Origin of the sequence: Bradyrhizobium sp. SRL28 (genome assembly GCF_018596315.1) — a bacterium.
GTDB lineage: Bacteria > Pseudomonadota > Alphaproteobacteria > Rhizobiales > Xanthobacteraceae > Bradyrhizobium.
Genome location: NZ_JAHEAG010000046.1, coordinates 12,987 through 35,029 on the forward strand (window position 1 = coordinate 12,987; position 22,043 = coordinate 35,029).

Consider the following 22,043-nt stretch of genomic DNA (forward strand, 5'->3'; position numbering starts at 1 on the left):
GACGGCGTCCTCAAGATTGGCCGAACGCTCGGCATGGGGACGAGGGTGGTGCACCGGGTTTTCAAGTAAGGGCTGGCCTAAAAATCAGGATGACTATCGCGACGCCGCAGGTAGGCATGCCCCTTGCTTTCGGAGAGTGGTCATCGCTTGTCGAGGTCAGCATGCTAGGAATTCCGCGCCGGTTCAGCCACTTTGTCTTTGGATTTATTCAGTCTGGTCTTACTTGCGCTATTGCGGCTGGGATCGCCAGCTTTCCCCTTATCGCATCGGGTGCGTTCATGCTGAATTGGCTGCACTCTTGGCTAGTTTCCTGGCTTTTGATGCTGCCCGTCGTGTTGTTTGCTGCGCCGGCAATTCGGCGTCTGAGTTTCGCCTTGACCAGAGAAGAATAGCAGGCTCGCTTTGTAAGTCGAGCCTGCCATTTCCTGACGGCTTACTTCTTCATGCCGTCCTTCGCCATACCGTCTTTCGCCATGGCGTCGTGCTTCTTCATTCCGTCCTTGGACATCGCGTCGTCCTTCTTCATGCCGTCCTTGGACATGGCATCCTTGGCCATGCTGTTGCTCATCCCGTCCTTGCTCATCTTGTCCTGCGCGTAAGCTGTAGGCGCGGAGGCGAGACCGACCGAAAGCGCGAGAGCGGAAATCGAGAGCAAGGTGCGTAAATTCTTCGTCATGATCAGTATCCTCTGTGTGCTTGTTAGCGGTCAACCGCTTTTTCGATTACGTCGATCGATCGGCCTTCGTTACGAACAGCGATCGAATGGTGATGAACAAATCGCTGTGATCAATCCGCCGTCTTTGCCGGCATCATTGGCGTCTCTCCTCTGTTGTTGGAAGTTTGAGTTGCACGGTAAGCCACGTCGCAATCGTCAGCGATGCGCCGACACCGGCGACACAGGTCGCCCAGCCAAAGCGGTCGAACAATTGACCGAGCGCGGCGCTGCCGACCATTCCGCCTAGGAAATAACAGGCGAGGTAGGTTCCGCTGGCGATGCCGCGATTACCGCTGGCGGCCTGGCCGACAAAGCCGGTCGCGGACGCCTGTGCGAAGAAAGTTCCGATGCCGACCAGCACCATGCCGGTGAGGACGTGCGGAAGATGCGAGGACAACATCAAAGGTAATCCAACAGCGGCAACCGCGAGCGCAGCCCATATTACCGGCCGTGTCCCCAACCGCGCCACCGCCTTGCCCGCGAACAGCGTCGTGACCACGGAAGGCGCGAAGACAAAATAGACGAAGCCCAGTTCCATCCGCCCGAGCGACAATGGCGGGCGCACCAGAACGAAATTCACGAACGTAAAGGTGCCTATGAAGGCGAACAGGATGCAGAAGCCGATCGCAAAGGCGGCGCGCAGCGACGGATTCTGCCAATGGGCAACGGTCGCCGCAAACGGGGATTGCGTCGTGGGCATCGCGTGCATCGGCTTGACGCGCGAAATCGAGAAGTACACGAGTACCGCGCCGGCCAGGTTCAGCATCGCAAAGAAATAGAAGTTCGACGCCAGCCCGAGCGTGTCGACGACCGCGGCCGAGACGAGCCGTCCGATCAGGTTGCTGGCGACGTTGCCGGTAATATAGGCCGCAAACGCCCCGCCGGCGTCCATCGAGCTGCACTGCTCGCCGAGATACGCCAGCGTCAAGGCAAAGGCCGACGCCATGCACAGGCCCTGCAGCACGCGAAGAACCGTAAAGGTCGTGAGGTCTGGTGCGCTGGCGAGCAGCGTGGTGGGGATCGCGAGCAGCACCAGACTGAGGAGAATACCAAGCCGGCGGTCGATATGCGGGCTGAGGAAGCCCACTACGAGCCCTGCGACCGCCATGCCCATGGTGCTGGCATTGACCGCAAAGCCCATCGCGGCCGGGGTTACGTTGTAGTGCCGCGTCAGGGAGGGCAGGATCGCCTGCGTCGCGAACAGGTCGACCACGGTGAGAAACGCCGTGAGGCCGATAATCAGGGATCGCAGCACCATGCCCGGAGAGTGACCGTGCATATCCATCGCTTGCGCTTTCATCGGCGCGGATAGTTCGGTCATGGCGCGTCTCGCTGGAGCGAGGGGGGAAAGGGGGATGTGACGCCTGGGCGTGTGGGGCAACACGGGGGATCCCAGGACGTCACATCAGGCAACGGGCGCGGTGAGCGCGCGCTACATCTGGCTACATATTGTGGTCGTGCGGATCCTTGCGGACGTCGCCGACATAGAGAATGACGGTTTCCTTGCCGAGATTCTTCCACCAGTGCGACGTGCCGGATACTTCGGGCCGGATCTCGCCGGCCTTGTGGATGATTGGCTCGGCGCAGTTGCTGGCGTATTCGACGATCTCGCCCTGCTGCACGTAGATCAGCGCTGGACGGTCGTCATGGCTGTGCCACGGCACGATTCCGCCGGGCTCGATCGTCAGCTTGCGGAAGCGTAGCTCGCGATCCTTGATGTTGGCCGGCTGCTTCTCGAGGTTGATCGCACCGAGTGTGACATCGGTGACGCCGACCGGCTTGTAGTCAACCTTCTCGCGGACATTGGCCTTCATCTTGTCGGCCGGGCATTCGCCGGCGAATGCCGTCGAAGTGGTCGCGAGCGAGCCTGCGAGGAAGCCGGCAAGCGCGAGGCCCTGCCTGAGCGTGCGGGATATGGTGCTGTATTTGGACATGTGGGGATCTCCTCTGTTTGCTTTCCGCCTTTGAAGTCGCCTTGCCTCGAATGATCTGGCCGGCTACGTCACCACCATGAAGGAGGTCATCGTCGAGATGAAATACCGGTTGGCTTTTGAATCCATAGCGCCGCGCTATCCATGTCCCAGCATGTGCTTGATGTCGGATGAAAACGTCGGATAGGCGTAGACGTTGTCCCGGATCTGCGCGGCCGTGAGGCCAAAGCGCATGGCGAGGCCGAACAGGTTGACTAGTTCCTGGCCGGCGTGCCCGACGAAATGCGCGCCGAGAATGCGGTCGGTGGTCCGATCGATAATGATTTTCGACCACGCGACGGTCTCGGCGTAGGTCTTGGCCGAGAACCAGTCGCGCATGTCGTTAGTGTGAACGTCAATCGCACCCCCGTTTTGCTTCGCGGCGGCCTCGGTCAAGCCAACCGCGGCGAGTGCCGGCACGGTGTAGACCGACGTTGCCATGCTGGCGTAGTCCGGGCTGTATTTCGGGCCTTCCACGATATTACGGCCAACGATGTCGCCCTCATAGGTGGCGATCGGCGAGAGCTGTGGCGAGGTCGGCACCGCATCGCCGCAGACATGGACGCGCGGGTTCGAGGTCGAGCGCAGATGGCGGTCCACCGCGACGCGGCCGTTGGCGTGTTCGACATTTCCGTCGGCAAGATTCAGCGTGTCGACGTTGGCGACACGGCCCGCGCCGTTGACGATTCGATCGGCCTCAAGCGCTTGCTCGGCGCCGCCATGGCTGAACACCACGCGCAGCCGGCCGTTTGCGCGCTCGATCCGCTTGACGCTGACGGCGGTCTTGACGCTGATGCCGATGCGCTCGCTCTCTATCCGCAGCTGCGCGACGGCGTCGGCATCCATCGCCGGCAGCAATTGCGGCAGCGCTTCGAGTATGGTGACGTTGGTATCTGTCCGCGCATAGACATGGCCAAATTCCAGCGAGATCACGCCGCCACCCACGAAGATCACCGACGCCGGCAGGCCGCGTGCGCTCAGCATGTCGTCCGACGTGATCATGAGTTCCGCGCCCGGGATTTGCAGCGGCCGCGCCTTCGAGCCGGTGGCGATCACGATGTGTTCGGCTTCGAGTTCGCGGCTCCCGACGCGGATGAGATTAGGGCCTGCGAAAACGGCGCTCCCCTTGATGATTTCGACGTCCCGCCTGGCCATCGAGCGGGCCAGGTTTGCGGGAATGTCCTTGATCATCTCTTTCTCGCGATCGATCAGCGCAGCCCAGTCCAGCCGGGGTTTGCCGACAGCGATATGATGAACCGCCGCGCGCTCGATTTCATGCAACGCGTGGCCGGCCGCAACCAGGACCTTCTTCGGTGTGCAGCCGCGGTTCGGACAGGTGCCGCCGAGCAGATCCTGCTCGATCATCGCTACCGACATGCCGGCGCGCCGGACCGGGCCGGTGACACCGATGCCGGCATTGCCGCCGCCGAGGATGACCACATCGAACTGTTCCCTGCTCATCGAACGAACCCTTCCATTGGCAATGATCCGGATGCCATCAGGCTGCGCCCGTGGCGCCGCCTGTCAGCCTCTACGTGGGATGATGTGGGCGGTGTTACTTCGTCGTGATCGTCGATGTGATCGACGCCACGACCTTGGTCGCCATTTCGAACTGCGCGGCGCGATCGCTGATATTGTGCCGCTTGGCAATCCATCCGAAATCGGTCCAGGCCGCCCAGACCTCGCCATTGTCGTCCTGGGTCAGCAGCAGTCGCACCGGCCAATCAAGGCCGGCATTGGGATTGGACGTGATGAACTGGGTGCCGAGCGGCGGATTGCCGAACACCAGCAGCGTCGAAGGGCGCAGCTTGATGCCGGCATCGGCCGCGAGCCTCGACTGGTCGATCTCCGAGAAGAATTTTATGCCTTTGCCGGCGATATCAGCCTTGATGCGGGTGATGGCTTCCGCCATCGGCACCGCGCTCTTGACGCGGACGATGCCGTCGTCGCTGTCGGCCCGCGCCGCGGTAGCGATGGAAACCACGAGAAGCAGCATCAGCAGCGAGATGCCGAAATTCGCAAACCGGGTGGTCAAACGACGTGTCATGGGATGTTTCCTGTTGATGGCGCCAATGCCGTTTGCATGGCTTCCGGAACAGGATGACCGCCCCTTCGGGCAAGTTGAAATGCGAACTCGCTTTCACCTCGATAGCAGTCGGCTATAGGACGAAAGGGGCGGTGGGCGGCTCGATACGCGGCGGCTATCGAACCGATTGGGCAACGGCATTTCAAATGCGGCACCATCCGGCCTCAGATGCGATCAGCGCCCGATTGGCGAGCGTCTCATCACTCCAAGAGGCCCCCATGACCAAACTGTCCCGGACACTGATTGCCGCCGTCGCCTTCGCGGCCATCGCGACGACCGCCTTCTCGCAAGCTCCCATGGAATTTCAATCGGGCATCGCCCATGTCTATGCCGGAGGAAAGATGTCCGGGATAACCATAGTACCCAGCGAAAAGAACCATGAGGCGATGATGAAGCACGCCACCAAGGTGCCGAACAACACCGTGTTCTTCATGAACAATGGCCAGCTCTACTCGACCTCGGGTATGCTCGACCCGACCGGTAACTTCTATATTCCCTGATCCAGGGCGTTCAACAGGTCCGGGCCTCCCCTTGCCGGTTGCCCGGGCTGGAAATTAGTATCGAGCAGCCAAGTGCCGGAGCAGGAAATGTCACTATCGCCAGCCAACGCCGAACGCCTCAGGCAGGCTTTTCAGGACTGTCGCAACATGGAGGGAACGCTCGGAGAACGGCTGCAAGCCTATGCCGCCGCGGGACGCGATTTCTTTCCAGCCTACAGCGAAGCGGTCGACCGTTTGGTGGCACGGGTCCATGAGAACGGCGGCGGCGAAAATGCGCCACGGCCTGGCGAGCCGATGCCGCCATTCATGCTGCCGGATGAAACCGGCCAACTCGTCAACCTGCCCTCGCTGATCGGCAAGGGCCCCGTCATCGTGATGTTCTATCGCGGCCATTGGTGCCCGTACTGCCGATTGAACGTGAACGCGGTCATCCAGGCCAAGGATGAGATCACGGCGCTCGGCGGGCAGATCGTCGCAATCATTCCGGAAACGCAGAAGTATGCCGAGCGCTTCAAATCCGACTCAGGCGCACCGTTCCCGGTGCTGACCGATCTCGACAACGGCTATGCGTTGTCACTCAATCTTGCGATCTGGCTGGGAGCCGAAATCCAGCACTTGCTCTCCTATCTGGACCTGTCGGATTTTCACGGCAATGACGGCTGGATGCTGCCGATTCCGGCAACGTTCGTGATCGGCCGCGACGGATTGGTCAAAGCCCGCTTCGTCGATCCCGATTTCCGCAAGCGAATGGAAATTGACGACTTGTTGGCTGCGGTACGGCGCGCTGGCGAGGATCGCTAGGACCTTTTCGCGCGCAGGCTCACGCGGTCTTGCTCAGAAATTGCTGCCAATCCGAACCACGCAGCATCCGCATGACCGTAGATGCAACGGCGGTGCGCTCACGCCCGGCAACGCCGTAGAGATGAACCGTGCGGCGCGAGTCCAGCCCCTCGACCGAACTGCGCTTCAGCGTGGCAGGAAGCGAGGCGGTGTGCGGAACCACGGCAATGCCGATGTCGGCTTCCAGCAGTTCGATCAGGTCGCGCTCCGACGAGATTTCATGGTTGCGATCGATCGTAACGCCATGCTCGCGAAGCGAGCGGCTCAGCGAAGCGGAATGTTCGCAGTAATTGCGCGACAGCCACTGCTCGGCCCGCAGGTCCTCGAAGCCGATTGTTTCGCGTTCTGCCAGCGGATGCTGGCGGCTGACCACGAGATCAAAATCTTCGGTGAAAAGCGGCCAGGTATCAAGCCGGTCCCAATCGCCGCCAAGTTCCGCAGCGATGCCGAGTTCAGCTTCGCCCTTTTTCAGATATTCGCCGACTTCTTCGCTGTTGCCGCGCAAAAAGCGAAATTCGAGCCGGTTGAACTGCCGCTTGATCTGGTCGAGAAACGGCACCAGGATCGACAGATCGACCGAGTGGCTGAGCGCAATTCTCAGCGCGCCGATTTCTCCGCTCTTGAACGACGACGCCAGCATGCGCGCGCCGCTGGCGGCGTCGTAACATTGCTGCAGCAGCGGGTGCATCCGAAGCCCGAGTTCGGTCAATTGCGCTGCCGGCCGCTCGCGCCGGAACAGGTCACCGCCCAATTCGGCCTCGAGTTGCTTGATTGCGCGCGTCAATGACGGCTGGGTGACATTGCACTCGTCGGCGGCGCGCGTGAAATTCAGCGTGCGCGTGACGGCGAGAAAGTATCGTACCTGATGCATTTCCATGATCGTGCTGCCCCCGATCTCTCGTTGCCGCAGACTAGCCGATCGAGGCGGGCATTAACACCCAAACCGCAATAGCGGCAGCCTATGGTTTCGGAAGCCAAAGAGCATTTCAAAACACCGCGCCCATCCTGCAGGTTGCCGCCGGCAATGCCGCAATTGCAGGAAAAGGTCATGAACATTCAGATGAAGGCGCAGGACGCGAACGCCGCCAAGCCGCTCGCCGGCAAGGTTTCGCTGGTCACGGGCTCGACCAGCGGCATCGGCCTTGCGATCGCGCGCGCCCTGGCAGGGGCCGGATCGGCCGTCATGCTGAACGGCTTGGGAGTTGCCTCCGAGTTCGCCGGGATCAGGGACCAGATAGCAGCCGATTTTGGCGTCAAGGTCGGCTATTCGGCTGCCGACATGACGAGGCCGGAGGCGATTGCCGAGATGATTGCCGCGACTATTGTTGGACACGGCAGGTTGGACGTACTCGTCAACAACGCCGGCATTCAATATGTGGCGCCGCTCGACCAGTTTCCGATCGAGAAATGGGACGCGATCCTGTCGATCAATCTGTCATCTGCGTTTCACACCACGCGGCTGGCACTACCGGCGATGCGCAGGAACAAGTTTGGACGGATCATCAACATCGCCTCCGCCCATGGGCTGGTTGCGTCTCCCTTCAAGGCGGCCTATGTCGCCGCCAAGCACGGCATCGTCGGCCTGACCAAGGTGGCCGCGCTCGAGACGGCCGAGGAAGGCATCACCTGTAACGCGATCTGTCCGGGTTATGTCTACACGCCGCTGGTCGAAGCGCAGATCGACGGCCAGGCCAAAGCGCACGGCATTTCCCGCGAGCAGGTTATCCACGACGTGCTGCTGGTGCAGCAGCCCAACAAGCGTTTTGCGACCGTCGAAGAATTGGGTGCGCTGACGGTCTTTCTTGCCAGCGACGCGGCGGCGTCGATCACCGGGATCGCGCTCCCGGTCGATGGCGGTTGGACCGCGCACTGAAGCGTGAACGTAACAAAATCGGCCCGCGTACGAAGATGGAAGCGCGGGCCCAAGTCCAAGGGAGCGTGACATGAATGACGGCCAGGACAATTGTTCGACGCTGAAGGCGCTCGCTAAATTGGAGCCGGGTCAGATCGTGCTGGTGCTGCAGGGCGGCGGGGCGCTCGGCTCCTATCAGGCCGGCGTCTATCAGGCGCTGCATGAAGCCGGCATTGAGCCGGACTGGATCATCGGTACCTCTATCGGCGCCATCAATGCCAGCTTGATTGCGGGCAATTCGCCGCAGAACCGGCTGTCGCGGCTGCGCGAATTCTGGAAAAAGATGGAGCAGAACCCAGTTTGGAGTTTTCGCGACATCTTTCCGGGCTTTAACGAAAAGCTGTCCTATTGGTCGACCGTGACCAATGGCATTCCCGGTTTCTTCCGGCCGAGCCCGCTGGCGCATGCCGGCGACAGCTATCCGCTCGGCGCGGATCAGGCCGGCTACTACTCGACCTCGCCGCTGGAGCGTACGCTGACGGAACTCGTTGATTTCAATCTGGTCAATCAGTGCAAGCCGCGGCTTACGGTTGGCGCAGCCCATGTCCGCACCAGCCAGATGCGTTATTTCGACAGCCGCGACGGCGAGCTCGGCGTCAAGCACATCATGGCGTCGGGCGCGCTGCCGCCGGCATTCCCGGCCATTCGTATCGACGGTGAATTGTACTGGGACGGCGGCATTCTATCGAACACGCCGACGGAAGCGGTGTTCGACGACAATCCGCGCAAGAATTCGCTGATCTTCGCCGTGCATCTCTGGAATCCGTCCGGCGCCGAGCCAACCACGATGGCTGAGGTGCTCAACCGCCACAAGGACGTGCAGTATTCCAGCCGGATCGCCAGCCATATCGCGCGCCAGCAGCAGGCGCATCGGCTGCGCCACGTCATCAACCAGCTCGCCGCTCGCTTGCCGGAATCCGAGCGCAACAGCGAGGCGGTGAGGGAGCTTGCGCGCTACGGCTGCCCAACGCGGATGCACGTTGTGCGGCTCCTCGCACCGCAACTCACCCGCGAGGACCACACCAAGGACATCGACTTCAGTCCGTCTGGTATCATGCAGCGCTGGGATGCTGGCTATCGCCACACTAGGGCGGTGCTCGAACGCAAGCCCTGGATCGGCGAGTTCGATCCGCTGTCGGGCGTGGTGCTCCACGAGGAGATGGAATTGATGCCGGAGGCGGCAGAGTGACAGGAGGAAGAAGGAGACTGCGACAAAAGTCAGGTGCTGGCGGGTAACCTCGCGAATTCGTGAAGCGCGCCGTCCCTCAAACACCACCAGCCGCGTAACAATGCAGCGACTTTCTCGAAGCTGTAATTGACATCGCGCCACGCCCAGGGCCCAAGGTCTTTGGGCTGAGGAAATGGTTCTTTGTTTCAAGATGATGGCTCTGCACCAAAACATGCTTTTGATGGAGGAATGTCATGGAAGTCAACGAAGACCGCCTCAATTCATTCATGGGAAAGATGCTCGGAGATGTGGGGGTCGCGATGAACGCGTTCCTCATGCTGCTGGGCGACAAACTCGGGCTTTACCGAGCCCTGGCCCGGAACGGGCCGATGGATGCCGCCACACTGGCCGGGACGACCGGCACCACCGAACGAAACGTCCGCGAATGGCTATCGGCGCAAGCCGCCTCCGGTTACGTTGAATACGACAGGTCATCGGGCAAATTCTCGATGCTGCCCGAACAGGCCATGGCACTCGCCGACGAGGATAGCCCGGTATTCCTGGGCGCCGTCGGAAGCCTGGTGTCAGCCACCTTCCTGGATGAGCCGAAGATCTCCGAAGCGTTCAAGACCGGCAAGGGCGTCGGCTGGAACAAGCGCAGCGAATGCCTGTTCTGCGGGACGGCGCGTTTCTTCCGCACCAGCTACGAGCACCATCTGGTCCAGCAATGGCTGCCCGCGCTTGACGGGGTCGTCGACAAGCTCGCGCGGGGAGCCAAAGTGGCGGACGTCGGCTGCGGTCACGGCGTCTCGACCCGCTTGATGGCCGCAGCCTTCCCCAACTCCACATTCTACGGCTTCGACTACCACGACGGCTCAATCCAGTCGGCCCGTGATCTCACCAGAGAAGCCGGATTGTCGGATCGCGTCCACTTCGATGTGCATTCCGCCAAGACATTCCCGGCGACGGATACGACCTGGTGTGCTTCTTTGATTGCTTGCACGATATGGGTGACCCTGTCGGCGCCCTGAAGCATACACGGTCGACACTGGCCGACGACGGCACCTGCATGCTGGTCGAGCCGTTCGCCAACGATCGATTGGAGGACAACTTCAATCCGGTCGGACGCGTTTACTATGCCGCCTCCACCATGGTTTGCACGCCGGCGTCGTTGGATCAGGAGGTTGGCCTGGCACTCGGCGCTCAGGCCGGCGAAGCAAGGCTGCGCGACGTGGCACGGCAAGGCGGCTTCACGCGCTTCCGGCGCACCGCAGAGACTCCGTTCAATATGATACTCGAAGCCCGCGCGTAGGGTTATAAGCTTTTGTATTGCCGATCGGAGGGTATTCTTCCGGTCGGCGGCATAGCACGTATCTGGCGGAGACTGGTTCGCGGAAATGATGGGGCGAGGCGCACGATGACAAACATTCAGGAGCGGCTCCTCGAAACCAAGATGACTGAGATCGAGCAGGCCCGATCCTGGAGCCCTCGCGTGATCTCCAAGTTTGAAACACTCATCAGGAGCGGTGACGATCTAGCCCTCTACCGTATCAATCCGCTGGCGTTCGCACGCGACCGCGCCGTATCAGAAGCGGAAAGCATCGACCTGTTTCTCCATGCGACCAGAAGCGGGCTGTTCGAGGTGAGCTGGGGCGTCGTTTGTCCGCAGTCCGGCATGGTACTGGACAGCTTCGGCGCGTTGCGAACGCTGAAGACCCACTATGTCTGCGGTTTGTGCGACGTGTCAGGTGAAACGGACCTCGACGATTTCATCGAGGTCACGTTCACCGTGTCGCCGCAACTCCGTCGGCTTCCATTTCATGATCCCCATTCGCTTTCAGTTGAGGATTTCCACTGGAAGCTTCGCTTCCTCAACGACGGGCGGCCGCCGGGCCAGCAAGTTCGGTTTCTCGACTTTCTTCACGGGTTGGTGCGCGGCCTTGCGTTTTTGCCGCCAGGCGCGACCACCACGCTGCGGTCCCACCTCGGTCCCGGTGCGCTGTCCGGCGTCAATGTCCAGACGCAAGCGGCGTTCGCGGTGCCAATCCTCGGCGAGCCCGCGACTGCACCAACGCACTTGCGCATCGGATATGATGGACAGCGCTTTTCTCCTTCGCTATCCGCCGTGCCGCCCGGTCCGATCGTAATTGATGTGGAGAATTCCGGAGCCACACGCGGTTCGTTGCTGCTAATCAACTGGCCGCCCGAAGTTTTGGCCCAGACGCTCAAGCCAGCGCTTGACTTCGATCCGTACATGTCTGGCGGAATGCTGCTCGCCAGACAGACCTTCCGGCGCCTGTTCCGCTCGGAGCGCGTCGACGAGCGGGAGGGCCTGGGTATCAGGCAGGTGACCTTGCTGTTCACGGACCTCAAGGGGTCGACTGCCATGTACGAACGCCTTGGCGATCTAAATGCTTATGCGCTGGTCCGCGAGCATTTTGCATTGCTCGGTGCGACCGTCCAACAACATTCCGGTGCTATCGTAAAGACGATCGGTGACGCGGTCATGGCTGTGTTCTCACGCCCAACTGATGCGGTTTCGGCGGCGCTCGATTTTCTGGGGGAAATCAAGCGGTATAACGCCGAGCACGGCGATCCGAGCATCATCCTGAAGATCGGAGCACATTGCGGCCCGTCAATCGCCGTAACTCTGAACGAAAATCTGGATTATTTCGGGCAGACCGTAAATGTTGCCGCGCGGGTGCAGTCCCTGGCGGATGCTGGAGAAATATGTATCTCGGAGCCCCAGGAGTCGGTGCTCTCCTTACCGCCCACAAAGTCGTTGAGTTTGATGCCCCGCTTCGCGGCGTTGAGGGCAACGCATGCGTCTATCGCATCGTGTCCCGGATAGCTACGGACCGCTCATAATATCGTGTCGGCGGCTGTGCCCTTTGGAAATCCCGATACTGAGCAAGAGCTGACATCGATGCTGGCGCCTAGTGGCCGGTTTTGGCGCAAAGCGGCCGTTTATTAAAGCGTCGCGCTCAGGAGCAGCAAATTATATGCTATTTCAATAACATAGAGTTAGCAGTTTTATTCGGAATGGCACACCCGACACGATTCGAACGTGTGGCCTTCGCCTTCAGAGGATAAGGCATTTAGTTAGCTCGCGCGCGATAACGGAATGATTTTATCGCCTTCGAGCGCCAGCGCTGTAATATGGTCCGCCCACCACTGCATCATTCTTCGACGGTCAGGTATCCACTCCGCAGCATTGTAGGCGCGTCGTACTTCGTTTCGTTCTACGTGTGAAAGCTGACGTTCGATCCAGTCTCGGTTGAACAAGTTGGTTTCGTTCAAGATCGTGGAAGCGACGGCGCGGAAACCGTGCGTCGTGGCCCGGCCGTGATATCCCATCCGGTAGAGGGCATAGAGCATGGTGTTGCTGGACATGCAGTCACCTTTTCCAGGGGAAGGGAAGATGTTGGGACTGCCGCCAGCTATCGCGCGTAGCTCGCGCAATACCGCGACGGCTTGGCGTGACAGAGGCACCAGATGCTCCAGGCGCATTTTCATGCGTTCGGCCGGAATACGCCACAGAGCGGAATTTTCATCGAGGTTCTCCAACTCGCTCCACTTGCCGGCGCGCAGCTCAGTCGTTCGGAGAAACGTCAGGGTTACTAGCTTCAATGCAAGTTTGGTCTGCTGCTCGCCGCTGTAACACTCCAACTTCCGCAAGAACGTTGGCAGCTCCGAAATCGGCATCGCTCTGTGACGCTGCGGTTCTCCGGTGGCTCGTAAAGCGTCCTTGAGATCAACGGAGGGATCCCGCTTCGCTCGGCCAGTCACGATAGCGAAACGGAATATTTGTCCGACGAGTTGCTTTAGCCGTCGCGCCGTTTCGTTCACCCCGCGCTTCTCGACCTTGCGCAGCATGTCCAGCAGCTCGGGCGGTTCGAGCGCCGCAATCGGACGGCGGCCGATCGCCGGGAAGGCATCCGCCTCCAGACGTCGGAGGATCTGGGCAGCGTAGTAGGGGCTACGCGCACCTTTCCAGTTTTCGTGCCACTCGCGCGCGACGGCTTCGAAGGTATTGTCAGTCGCAATCCTTGCGGCCCGCTTACGCTCCTGTTTCACTACGGAAGGATCGATGTCAGCAGCAAGGTTACGTTTGGCTTCATCCCGCGCAGCGCGCGCCTCCATCAACCCAATGGCCGGATAGACGCCGACTGCAAGGGTGCGTTGCTTGCCACGCCACCGATAGGCCAAGCGCCAGTATTTAGCTCCGTCTGGATTGATTAAGAGGTGCAAGCCACCGCCGTCGGAGAGCTTGCGTGGCTTGATTTGCCCCTTGGCATTCCGGCACTTCGTATCCGTGAGCGGCATGTTGGTATCTCGCTTTGGCATCGATAAAATACCAACAAATATGCCAACAAAACGACGGGATGCCAGCAAACAGCATGCGAACGTCGGCGAACATTGGAACGCCGCAGACCACTGGGAAATTGGGAAAAAGCATCGTTTCAGCGGATGAGGGCGCACCGTTGCGAACGCTGACGGACTAACAATGTGGTGGGCCCGGCAGGACTCGAACCTGCAACCAGACCGTTATGAGCGGCGGAAACTCGCACTATTCCCACTAGAAGTGCCCATTTTCATTGAATTTTGACTACGTTCGTTTTCTTCCTTTCGGCTGGTTTCTGAGGCGAAGCTGAGGCGGTAGGTTTGGCCGTCATCTTGGCGACGGCGTCCTTTAGGTGGTCCGGGTGGTGGTGCCCGTACACGCGCAACAACGTTTCGACGCTCATGCCGAGATACCCGGCGGCTTGCCATGGGTCGGTACCGTTCTGCATCAACCACGTTGCCGCGGTGTGCCGTAACGTATGCGGCGAAACGCCGGGCCCGAGCTTGGCCAGCGTCACCGCATGCTTGAACGCGGTCTTCACGGAAGATACACCTTCGCCGTTGAACTCGACAAAGTGCCGCGCAATAATCTTGCGCTCCTTCCAGCGTCGCAGGTGTGCCAGCAGGCGCGGTGGGATCGGCATCGGCGGCTGCCGTTTGTTAGTCTCCTGCTTCCCCTGGGCGCGTCGGTAGTAGACGCCACGTTCAAGGTCGACAAAGGACCGCCCGATAGCCGCGGTCGGCGAAGCTGACGCAATGGCGCCCGCGCGCGTCCCGCTATAGACCCCGATAAGGATGAACCGGGCGAGATGGCGAAGGGGCCGCTTATTCGTTTCAACCTGCTGTCCTTTATTGGGTCCGCGGTGCATGGTCTGTATCTCGCGGGCGCGCCAACACGTCCAGATTAGGTGGGCGGCTTCATCGCGAGTCAGCCATCGATCGCGGGCAGGGCCCTTCTTGGGAAGCGTGACCTTCACAATGCCACGGTGCAGCCCTTCCGCCGCATGGTTGGCGATGGCTGCCCTGAGATCCTCCAGATCTCGGCGGGCACCGCCTTTATTGCCACGGTGTTGTTGGTACTCACGGCACTTGGTCCGGGTTACCTCCGACAACATGAGCTTTCCCCAAAACTCTTTGAGGCGCCCGATGCGATTGAGATACTTCTGAGCGTCGGAGTTCTCGACGTAAAGGTCGGGGCGGTCGTCAATGAAAATCGAAAGCACGTCGGCGACGGGAATTTTCTCTAAGTCTTGTTCCTTGCGCGTCGGCGCGTATTTTTTTGCAATATAGTCCTTGAGGACTTGCTCAGCCGCTGCAACTTCGCGTTCAGCGCATCCAGTGGCGTAATATCCCGTGCCGTCCCGGATGACCCAAGTGGCTTGATGGGTGAGCTTTCCGGCCCTGTAGCGGGCTGGTCTGAGGTGGAGACGGGCACCCTTACTTCTACGCGGCATCGGCCACGCATCCTTTCAATTTCATTGAGAGTCGTAAACACCTTGCCTGCAATTATCTCGACCGTAAGTCGCCCGCGCTTGGCTTCTCGTCTCAAGCTGTTCTCGGAAATGGTCTGATCCGGAAACGCGATTGCGGCTGCTACGGACAGCCTGAGCGGGGTATCAGGTCCTATATTCTCCAACGATGTTAGCGCCGGTTTGCGCACGGGTCATCTCACAAATGATTCAACCGAGCAACAAAAACCTTCGACACACTTCGATGGCTTTGTGACCGCACATCAAGGAGCCCCGCGCTGATCTAAAGGAAGCGCCGACGCCGGCGAGCTGCTTGCATGCAAAGTTCCGCGAGAGCCGTGGAATTACTCCGCTACGAGGTTTCCAAGTGAAAACGTTCAGGCGAAGAAGCGCGGCATGTGCTCGGAACACCCTCTGTCGCATTGCCAGGCGATCCTGGAGCTGGAAGCCGGAGTGGCTTTCGATCGTTGATTTACATGAATCAACACAAGCGCACTTTTGTTCGTCGCTCAACTGCAAGCAAAGGAAGCTCGCCACATCAAAACGCTAGGTCACGAAAGCCCGTCTCACTTCATATGGTTTGGTCGCAGGTTGAGCAATGCGATCATATTTTTGTAATCAATCTCATTCCAATGCTGCGGAATTGGTGTGGTATGTGCGCATTGACACATTCAACCCTCAGCTATCTCGGTCCAATAGCACCAAAGACATTCTGGCTTTCATCACGCTCGATATTCACTCCTGCCGTGTCACACTCGCGACACTTGCCGACTCTTAGTCTGTCGGTCCAGTGATGGATTGGATCGAGAGTTTAATTCTTTCAATTGGTTAGAACGCGGCGTGTGTACGATGTGTGCACCGCGAGATCAAAGAAGATCTCACGAGCCAACAGAAGCAACCTCGTAAAGCAACCTCATTGGCGTTCGATGCCGGCTTCCTTCGTAAGCGCTGACCAAAGCTCGATGTCGGCCGTAATGCGTTCGGAGATTTTCTTGGGGGCGACCCATTGCGCCTCGAAGCTGATCTCGACGTGACACTCGCCGAGAGCTTGTAATGACCTCCGGTGGCGTGCCGTTGGACGCGAACAGCCCTATCCATTTCAAGAGGTTCCGAAAGTCCGGGCCCCTGTTCTTGTGCCGAAGGAGGTTAGGAAAATAGCGCGCTACGGTTCTGTGTGGTCGTCCCGGGTCCAAAAAAGCTGTTGCGATAACCTAGAGTTGTAGTCTGAATTGTAGCTCCATTAAGGGGCTGCGTGACACTTAAGCCAGGTACGAAACGGCGCACAGGTCGAAACGGATCGATTCGGATCAAGGTTCTTCCGAAGGACCCGCTCCTCGCACGCACCCGAAATTTGTGGCCGGTTGAAGCGACGATCGAGTGTGCTACCGTCGGCGACGGCCCGACCAGCGCGCGCGTCGCGATCGTGGACTATAACGCTGACCTCGATACACGGTTTACGCCGGCCAGACTCTTGGCGGACCGCTCAGGATTCGTCGGCATTGCAGGCTTGAAGAACGAGCGGATTCTCGACAACTTCAACTTTCACCACGTGAACGTCTGGGCGATAATCGAACAGGTCCTGACGGTGTTAGAGGACGATACAGCCTTGGGCCGACCGGTGCCTTGGGCGTCGGGCCTCGGACGCCTGTTGGTGTTGCCGCATGCTGGCTACGATGACAACGCGTTTTACGATCGCGATACCGGCGCGCTGCACTTTTGCTATTTCGAAGGCCCCGACGGCAAGCCGGTCCATACCTGCCTGTCGCATGACATCGTCGCGCATGAACTCGGCCACACAGTACTCGATGGGCTGAAGCCTGGGTACAACGAGGTTTCTTCACCGGAGACGGCAGGGTTTCACGAGTATTTTGGCGATGCGATAGCTATGCTGGCAAGTCTGAAAAATCGCGAAATTGCCAAGCTAGTAACGACAGGAGCGCCGGCGCTCCTGTCGGCCAAAAATGTCGTCTCGGCTATCGCCAGCGAATTCGGTGCGGCGATCCATGGCCTAGCCAAGCAGGACTATCTGCGAGGCGCCTGGAACAAACGCAAAATGAGCGATTTACGCGGCACTTACGAGGAGCACGGCTGGTCCGAGATCCTGACCGGGGTCTATTACGATCTGTTGCAGTATCTCTACATCCGCAATCTCAAGGAGGTTTCCCGTGCGGCGGGCGGGAAGAAGCGCGACCAACAGCAGGCGATCCAGGCGCTGTTTCGCGCCGCCGACCAAACCGCCAACGTGATGCTCCGGGCCATCGACTACTGCCCGCCGGTGGATTTACGCTACGATGAATATGCGCGCGCCCTGCTGCGCGCCGACGAAGTCGCTTATCCCGATGATTCCTACGGAATCAGATCAGAACTCAAACGCATTTTCCGCCGGCGCGGACTCAAGCCGATGCAAGAGGATCGGCGTGTCAGGAGAGATATCGTTCACGCTTTGCGCGAGGCCAAGACATCGAAGCGATCACCGCCACGCCGGCCGACGCCTATCGGTTCCTCGACGAATTCCGCGAGCTCTTCCAGATTCCCTTCGACGCCAACCTCACCATTGTTTCCGTCTATCACACCAAGAAGCGCGCGCGAAGCGGCTACTGGCCGCCCAAAGAGCGGGTGATCGAATTCGCGTGGAGTGAAGACGTCGAGCTCAAAGGCCGCGCGTTCGGCAAGCTCACCAACACATTGCTGCCGCTCTATTGCGGTGGAACGTTGGTTTTTGACGGCAACGGTAACTTCCTGCATCTGGCGATGGTTCTGCCTACGAAAGATCGGCGGAAGGCGCTAGTGCAATATGCCCGTTACCTCATTCGCTCCGGTAGCATGGGAGTGAGCGACGGGATCCGCGGATTGGGCGCGCCCGATGGTGGAAATTTTCGTATCCGCGCCACGATCGAGGGAAGACGACTCCGGCTTCAGCGCAATGCCGCGATGCGGCACGCCCGGCCCAATAACGACCACTATGCTGGAGGGCACTGATGACAGGTACGATTCAGATCCGTGGTTACGTCGTAGGGTTCGGCGACTGCATCCTGCTCAGCCTGCCTGATGGCGCCGAAACCCGCCATATCTTAATCGATTTCGGCCGCGCTCCCAACGATCCGTCTAGCCTGGTGCGCTTCCCGGACATCGCGCCGACATCGAGAAGCAGTGCAATGGAAAGATTGATCTTCTGATTGTCACCCACGAGCATCTCGACCACCTGGAAGGCTTCTATCGCGAGCGAGAGATCTTCAACCGCATGGAAATCGAGCGGGTCTGGATGGGCCTGCCGAGCCATCCGGACTACTACCGGGACTTTCCCAAGGCGAAGCTGCAGAAGAGACTCCGCGACGGTCTGGCTGGATTCGCGCGCGACGTCCGCCGCAACAGGATAGTGCTGCACCCCGCCTTCCGTTCGCTCCTCGAAAACAACTTGGCCAACAAGGACCGGATCGACTACCTGCGCAAGCTCGGCAAGCAACCGATTGCCTACCTGGCGCGCGGCAAGGCGAAAGAATCTTCGACGTTCAAGAACATCAAGATCCGGGTGCTCGCGCCCGAACCGGACGTTAGCGTGTACTACACGACGAGTGCCCGAGAGCGGGCCTTGACAACAGCGCTTGCGGCGGTCGGCACCGGCCACGAGAAGCAGGTGCGTGGCGGCGATGAAGGCTTCGATTGGGACTTTCCCGCGGTGGCGCGCGCCGGTGCTGCGGAGCGCGGCGGCATATCGGCCAGCGATTTCGAGCGGCTTCGGCGCGCCATTCGCGAACACGGAGTGACGGCCGCACGGTTCATCGACAAGGCGCAGAACAATACGTCACTGTGCCTGCTCATCGAAGCCGCCGGCAAGCGACTCCTGCTGCCCGGTGATGCCGAACTCGAAAGCTGGGAAATGATCGAAAAGAAATGCGCCTCCGAACTCGAGCCGGTGGATTTCCTCAAAGTGGCGCATCACGGCAGCCACAACGGTACGCCGCTGCAATTGCTCGACCGCCTGCTACCCGTCAAGCGCAAGGCACATGCTCAGGTACTTGTCTCAACCAAGCAGCAAGTCTACGGGACCAAGAACCCAGTCCCCGATGGGTCGCTCTTGAAGGAGCTGAGATCGCGCTGCCACAAGCTGGTGACCACCGACGGCGCGGCTGGCACCGCGGTCGCGCTGTCGTTGTAATACATGCTGGATTCGAAAATTCCCGAATGTTTGCGGGGTCTAAAACAGCTTTGCGCACAACTTTCCGTAGCAAATTGAAGTTGTTCAGTTAATTCCGTTTGATAAACCGATGATTGGCGGGATCTATTCCAGTCCGGCCCGCGATGACTGGGCTTGTTGTTGGTGTGGAGACGGCGCCGAAAAAGCGATAGCGGTCACGGCTGCCCCGTGGCACCTAGTCCCGGTCTTCGAGCCTCGCAGGGAATATTTTATTCTCCGAGTTGCAGGGCCATTGACATACACCCATTTTGAAACGAAAGTTGGATCTTTAGTGATATTCAACCAAAGCGTTGGCTGGGGGTTATATCAATGGCTGCTGATACCGCACATTCAACAAATCCGCTCAACTCCAAATATCCGGAAATCATCACCGAGACGGAATCGGAGAAGCGCGCGGAATCCACGGAAGAGCAGAAGCTGACCTACGAGTCAGGAGCGCCGCGCGGCACGTCGATTATCAAGAAGGTCACCACGACCAAAACCAAAATCCGCACTACGACTCCTTACACTGGCACCGTCTAGCTCGTTAAACGAGACAAGTGAGTGCAACGTCAAAAGGAACATGGATTAGCGAGGCGAGGGTGCCGTTCGTCGCGCTAATCCGCACGGCGTTGCGGGATGCAGGTATTGTCGTGCTGGTCGACACAAGTGGGGCAGGTACGCGCTCCACTGCGCTGGCAGCGGCCCACGGCATTGCCAACCATGAAGTTGTCACATCAAATGGCTCATGGCTGCACGGCGGTTATCTCGCCGGATTTGAAGAGCTGTGTCTTGACCTGATAAAGCAATGCGAGGCCGCCACGCCGCGGCTTCTAGCCAAATACGAGCAAACCTTAAAGAGGCTATGGCCTTTTCGTAGTTCCGCAGCCTTCTTAGTGCCGCGCGATTTGACGAATACGGCAAACCGGGAAGAGCGTACCCGATTTTACCATCACGAGTATCAAAATAAACTTCTGGTGGGCCTTGGTGAATTCATATTGCAAGCGCTCAAAACATCTAACCGCGAAGTCGTTCTCATTATCGACAACTGCCAAGCTCTTTGCGCTACTTCGCGGAGCCTGTTGGAAATTCTCGTAAGACTTCAGGAGAAGTGCAAACGAATTCGATTCGTGATTCTGGACCGCGAGGGCGCATTGCTGATTGCAAATGCGCCGCGATTCGTTCTCCCACCTCTCACCCAACTGGACTTTGAAAGTCAACTTGATGTTGAGAGTCTTGCTTCGGCGCAAAAGGATCTCCTATTCACGCGATCAAATGGCAATCTCGACGTGGGTGCCGCGTTGCTCAAATGCATGGGAAGAGGCCTGGATGCTACTAACCGGTTGAGCGCTCTTGCCATCGTGGATCTGTTTTTAGCCTCTATCCCGCAAGAGCGGCGGGTCGAAATGGCCACTGCATTTGTCGAGGACGGACTTGTTGGCGATTTGATCAATCGCCGAAATGCCGAAACATTGCCTTGTGGTGTGCTAGATCGGCTCAATAGCGAAGCGCACATTCGACGATTGACACAATATAGATCAGGATCAGCTCCGCTGATCCTTGCCCACGCCGTCGCGCTCAGCAACAAGTTCGAGAGGGTCGAAGCACTGGTCCAGCCCTGTGAAATCCTCATGGGGATCGGGCTTTATGATACCTGGTTCGAATTCTTCGCTGCAAATTATTCAGATCCTGAGTTGCAGAAGCACGGGTCGGGTGATGACCCGATAAACGGGCTCTTTATCAATGCTGCATTCGTTTTGTATGCAATGGGGTATTCCTCTTCCTCACTACCGTTTCTGGAAGCATTCTTGCGGCAGTTTCCACTAAGCCGCTTTGTTCCTACCGCCCTGTACGCACAGTCGATGACCTATGGTCGATACCAGGTGCCCGTAGATATTCCTCGTGCCGAGGCCTGTGCGGTTGCCAACCTGCGGTTAATCGAGGAGAAGTTCGCAAATCATCCACGCTATCAATACATCAAAGTATTTGCGGAGAATGCGTACGCCTACATTAAGGCGCGACAAGGCGACTTGAATAGTGCATTAGCACTTTGCGAGCACGGACTCTCAGAGATTGTCGAAGCATACGGCGAAGGCGCCTTTCTGCTTCATCGATCCATCCTTGTTTACAATACAAGCCAAGTTTATGAGCTGGCCGGAGATGTTGTTCGAGCTGAGGCGCGTCTGCGGGATGCTATTGAGCTCGATCCCTACTATGCCGAGTATTACAATGACCTCGGTAACCTATTGGCCCGCATAGCGGGTCGCGAACGCGAGGCGCTCGATGCCTATGCGCGAGCGATAGAACTTTCACCACCATACTATGAAGCATATTTGAACCGTGGCATTTTGCGCGCTCAAGGTGTCGATGTGACAGGCGCGGAAGCGGATTTTCAGCGTGCATTGGAGATCAAGCCGTCAGAATGGCGAGCGATGCGCGAGCTCGGAAATCTCAATCTGGGACGAGGAGATGCTGCTCTGGCGCTGGCCGCATACGATCGGGCTCTAAGACATGAAGCTCACGACCCGGATTTGAACGCCAACGCTGGCGTTGCTGCGTCCGAGCTCGGATTTACGGAACGCGCAATCGCGCTGGCTCAGGTTGCCATTAGTTCGAATCCGCACCACGCGGCAGCACATAACAATTTGGCGGCCGAATTCTTAAAGCTTGGTCGCTTCGAGCAAGCTCTGGAGCACGCTCATCTGGCCGTTGAACACGGGAATGATCCCGATTTCGAGGCCAATTTGGGCGTCGTTGAACGCCTGGGCTCGAACGCGAAACTCAGCGCTCTTTCAGCAGAAACGTAAGCACGCAGTGCCTCACAAAAAGAACGAATTAACGTCGATGACAAAAAAATTCCCGAGC

Annotated in this window: 19 protein-coding genes and 2 pseudogenes; 13 read left to right on the forward strand and 8 right to left on the reverse strand. The window is 58.9% G+C overall.

What is annotated here, in order from left to right; genetic code table 11:
• Window positions 1–89 precede the first annotated feature (89 nt).
• Window positions 90–392, forward strand: coding sequence for a DUF2798 domain-containing protein (locus KIP88_RS39400; protein ID WP_308163746.1), 303 nt, complete (start codon window positions 90–92; stop codon window positions 390–392).
• A gap of 41 nt (window positions 393–433) precedes the next feature.
• Here KIP88_RS39400 and KIP88_RS39405 read toward each other — a convergent pair whose 3' ends face one another.
• The 5 genes from KIP88_RS39405 to KIP88_RS39425 form a co-directional block, all read right to left on the reverse strand.
• Window positions 434–676, reverse strand: a complete 243-nt coding sequence (locus tag KIP88_RS39405) for a pentapeptide MXKDX repeat protein (protein WP_214493533.1) — start codon at window positions 674–676, stop codon at window positions 434–436.
• Window positions 677–809: 133 nt separating this feature from the next.
• On the reverse strand, window positions 810–2,036 hold the full coding sequence (locus KIP88_RS39410; protein WP_214493534.1) for an MFS transporter: 1,227 nt from the start codon (window positions 2,034–2,036) through the stop codon (window positions 810–812).
• A gap of 121 nt (window positions 2,037–2,157) precedes the next feature.
• Complete coding sequence (locus KIP88_RS39415; protein ID WP_214493535.1) at window positions 2,158–2,649, reverse strand: cupin domain-containing protein; 492 nt, start codon at window positions 2,647–2,649, stop codon at window positions 2,158–2,160.
• Window positions 2,650–2,784: 135 nt separating this feature from the next.
• A complete protein-coding gene (locus tag KIP88_RS39420; protein ID WP_214493536.1) occupies window positions 2,785–4,146 on the reverse strand; it encodes an NAD(P)/FAD-dependent oxidoreductase in 1,362 nt (453 codons plus the stop codon).
• A 94-nt stretch (window positions 4,147–4,240) separates the two neighbouring features.
• Complete coding sequence (locus tag KIP88_RS39425) at window positions 4,241–4,732, reverse strand: DUF302 domain-containing protein (RefSeq protein ID WP_214493537.1); 492 nt, start codon at window positions 4,730–4,732, stop codon at window positions 4,241–4,243.
• A 257-nt stretch (window positions 4,733–4,989) separates the two neighbouring features.
• On the opposite strand from KIP88_RS39425, the gene KIP88_RS39430 reads away from it, so the two are divergent.
• Both KIP88_RS39430 and KIP88_RS39435 read left to right on the forward strand, forming a co-directional pair.
• On the forward strand, window positions 4,990–5,271 hold the full coding sequence (locus tag KIP88_RS39430) for a hypothetical protein (RefSeq protein WP_214493538.1): 282 nt from the start codon (window positions 4,990–4,992) through the stop codon (window positions 5,269–5,271).
• Between the two features lie 87 nt (window positions 5,272–5,358).
• Window positions 5,359–6,072 carry a peroxiredoxin-like family protein gene (locus KIP88_RS39435; protein ID WP_214493539.1) on the forward strand — a complete coding sequence of 238 codons (714 nt, stop codon included), beginning with the start codon at window positions 5,359–5,361 and terminating at the stop codon, window positions 6,070–6,072.
• Between the two features lie 19 nt (window positions 6,073–6,091).
• On the opposite strand, the gene KIP88_RS39440 is transcribed toward KIP88_RS39435, so the two are convergent.
• Window positions 6,092–6,988 carry a LysR family transcriptional regulator gene (locus KIP88_RS39440; RefSeq protein WP_214493540.1) on the reverse strand — a complete coding sequence of 299 codons (897 nt, stop codon included), beginning with the start codon at window positions 6,986–6,988 and terminating at the stop codon, window positions 6,092–6,094.
• Window positions 6,989–7,159: 171 nt separating this feature from the next.
• Between KIP88_RS39440 and KIP88_RS39445 the strand changes: the two genes are divergently transcribed.
• From KIP88_RS39445 to KIP88_RS39460, 4 genes and pseudogenes are all read left to right on the forward strand, one after another.
• Window positions 7,160–7,984 (forward strand): 3-hydroxybutyrate dehydrogenase, encoded by an 825-nt coding sequence (locus KIP88_RS39445; RefSeq protein WP_214493541.1) that lies wholly within the window; start codon window positions 7,160–7,162, stop codon window positions 7,982–7,984.
• 70 nt (window positions 7,985–8,054) lie between these two features.
• Window positions 8,055–9,212 carry a patatin-like phospholipase family protein gene (locus tag KIP88_RS39450; RefSeq protein WP_214493542.1) on the forward strand — a complete coding sequence of 386 codons (1,158 nt, stop codon included), beginning with the start codon at window positions 8,055–8,057 and terminating at the stop codon, window positions 9,210–9,212.
• A 233-nt stretch (window positions 9,213–9,445) separates the two neighbouring features.
• A pseudogene (locus KIP88_RS39455) lies at window positions 9,446–10,503 on the forward strand (class I SAM-dependent methyltransferase).
• Between the two features lie 105 nt (window positions 10,504–10,608).
• Window positions 10,609–12,059, forward strand: a pseudogene (locus KIP88_RS39460) (DUF5939 domain-containing protein).
• A 234-nt stretch (window positions 12,060–12,293) separates the two neighbouring features.
• Here KIP88_RS39460 and KIP88_RS39465 read toward each other — a convergent pair.
• On the reverse strand, window positions 12,294–13,517 hold the full coding sequence (locus tag KIP88_RS39465; RefSeq protein WP_214493543.1) for an integrase arm-type DNA-binding domain-containing protein: 1,224 nt from the start codon (window positions 13,515–13,517) through the stop codon (window positions 12,294–12,296).
• A gap of 269 nt (window positions 13,518–13,786) precedes the next feature.
• Window positions 13,787–14,989: a site-specific integrase gene (locus KIP88_RS39470; RefSeq protein WP_108517009.1), complete on the reverse strand. Its 1,203-nt coding sequence runs from the start codon at window positions 14,987–14,989 to the stop codon at window positions 13,787–13,789.
• Window positions 14,990–16,355: 1,366 nt separating this feature from the next.
• Here KIP88_RS39470 and KIP88_RS39475 point away from each other — a divergent pair.
• The 6 genes from KIP88_RS39475 (at window position 16,356) to KIP88_RS48315 (ending at window position 21,985) form a co-directional block, all read left to right on the forward strand.
• Complete coding sequence (locus tag KIP88_RS39475; RefSeq protein WP_214493544.1) at window positions 16,356–17,624, forward strand: hypothetical protein; 1,269 nt, start codon at window positions 16,356–16,358, stop codon at window positions 17,622–17,624.
• A complete protein-coding gene (locus tag KIP88_RS39480; RefSeq protein ID WP_214493545.1) occupies window positions 17,621–17,983 on the forward strand; it encodes a hypothetical protein in 363 nt (120 codons plus the stop codon). The genes KIP88_RS39475 and KIP88_RS39480 overlap by 4 nt, the downstream gene beginning before the upstream one ends.
• Entirely contained in the window at window positions 17,983–18,180 is a 198-nt protein-coding gene (locus tag KIP88_RS39485; protein ID WP_145963647.1) for a hypothetical protein, read from the forward strand. The genes KIP88_RS39480 and KIP88_RS39485 overlap by 1 nt, the downstream gene beginning before the upstream one ends.
• A gap of 65 nt (window positions 18,181–18,245) precedes the next feature.
• A complete protein-coding gene (locus tag KIP88_RS39490) occupies window positions 18,246–19,160 on the forward strand; it encodes a hypothetical protein (protein WP_214493546.1) in 915 nt (304 codons plus the stop codon).
• A gap of 348 nt (window positions 19,161–19,508) precedes the next feature.
• Complete coding sequence (locus KIP88_RS39495; RefSeq protein WP_108516999.1) at window positions 19,509–19,721, forward strand: hypothetical protein; 213 nt, start codon at window positions 19,509–19,511, stop codon at window positions 19,719–19,721.
• A 59-nt stretch (window positions 19,722–19,780) separates the two neighbouring features.
• Complete coding sequence (locus KIP88_RS48315; RefSeq protein WP_214493547.1) at window positions 19,781–21,985, forward strand: tetratricopeptide repeat protein; 2,205 nt, start codon at window positions 19,781–19,783, stop codon at window positions 21,983–21,985.
• Window positions 21,986–22,043: the final 58 nt, after the last annotated feature.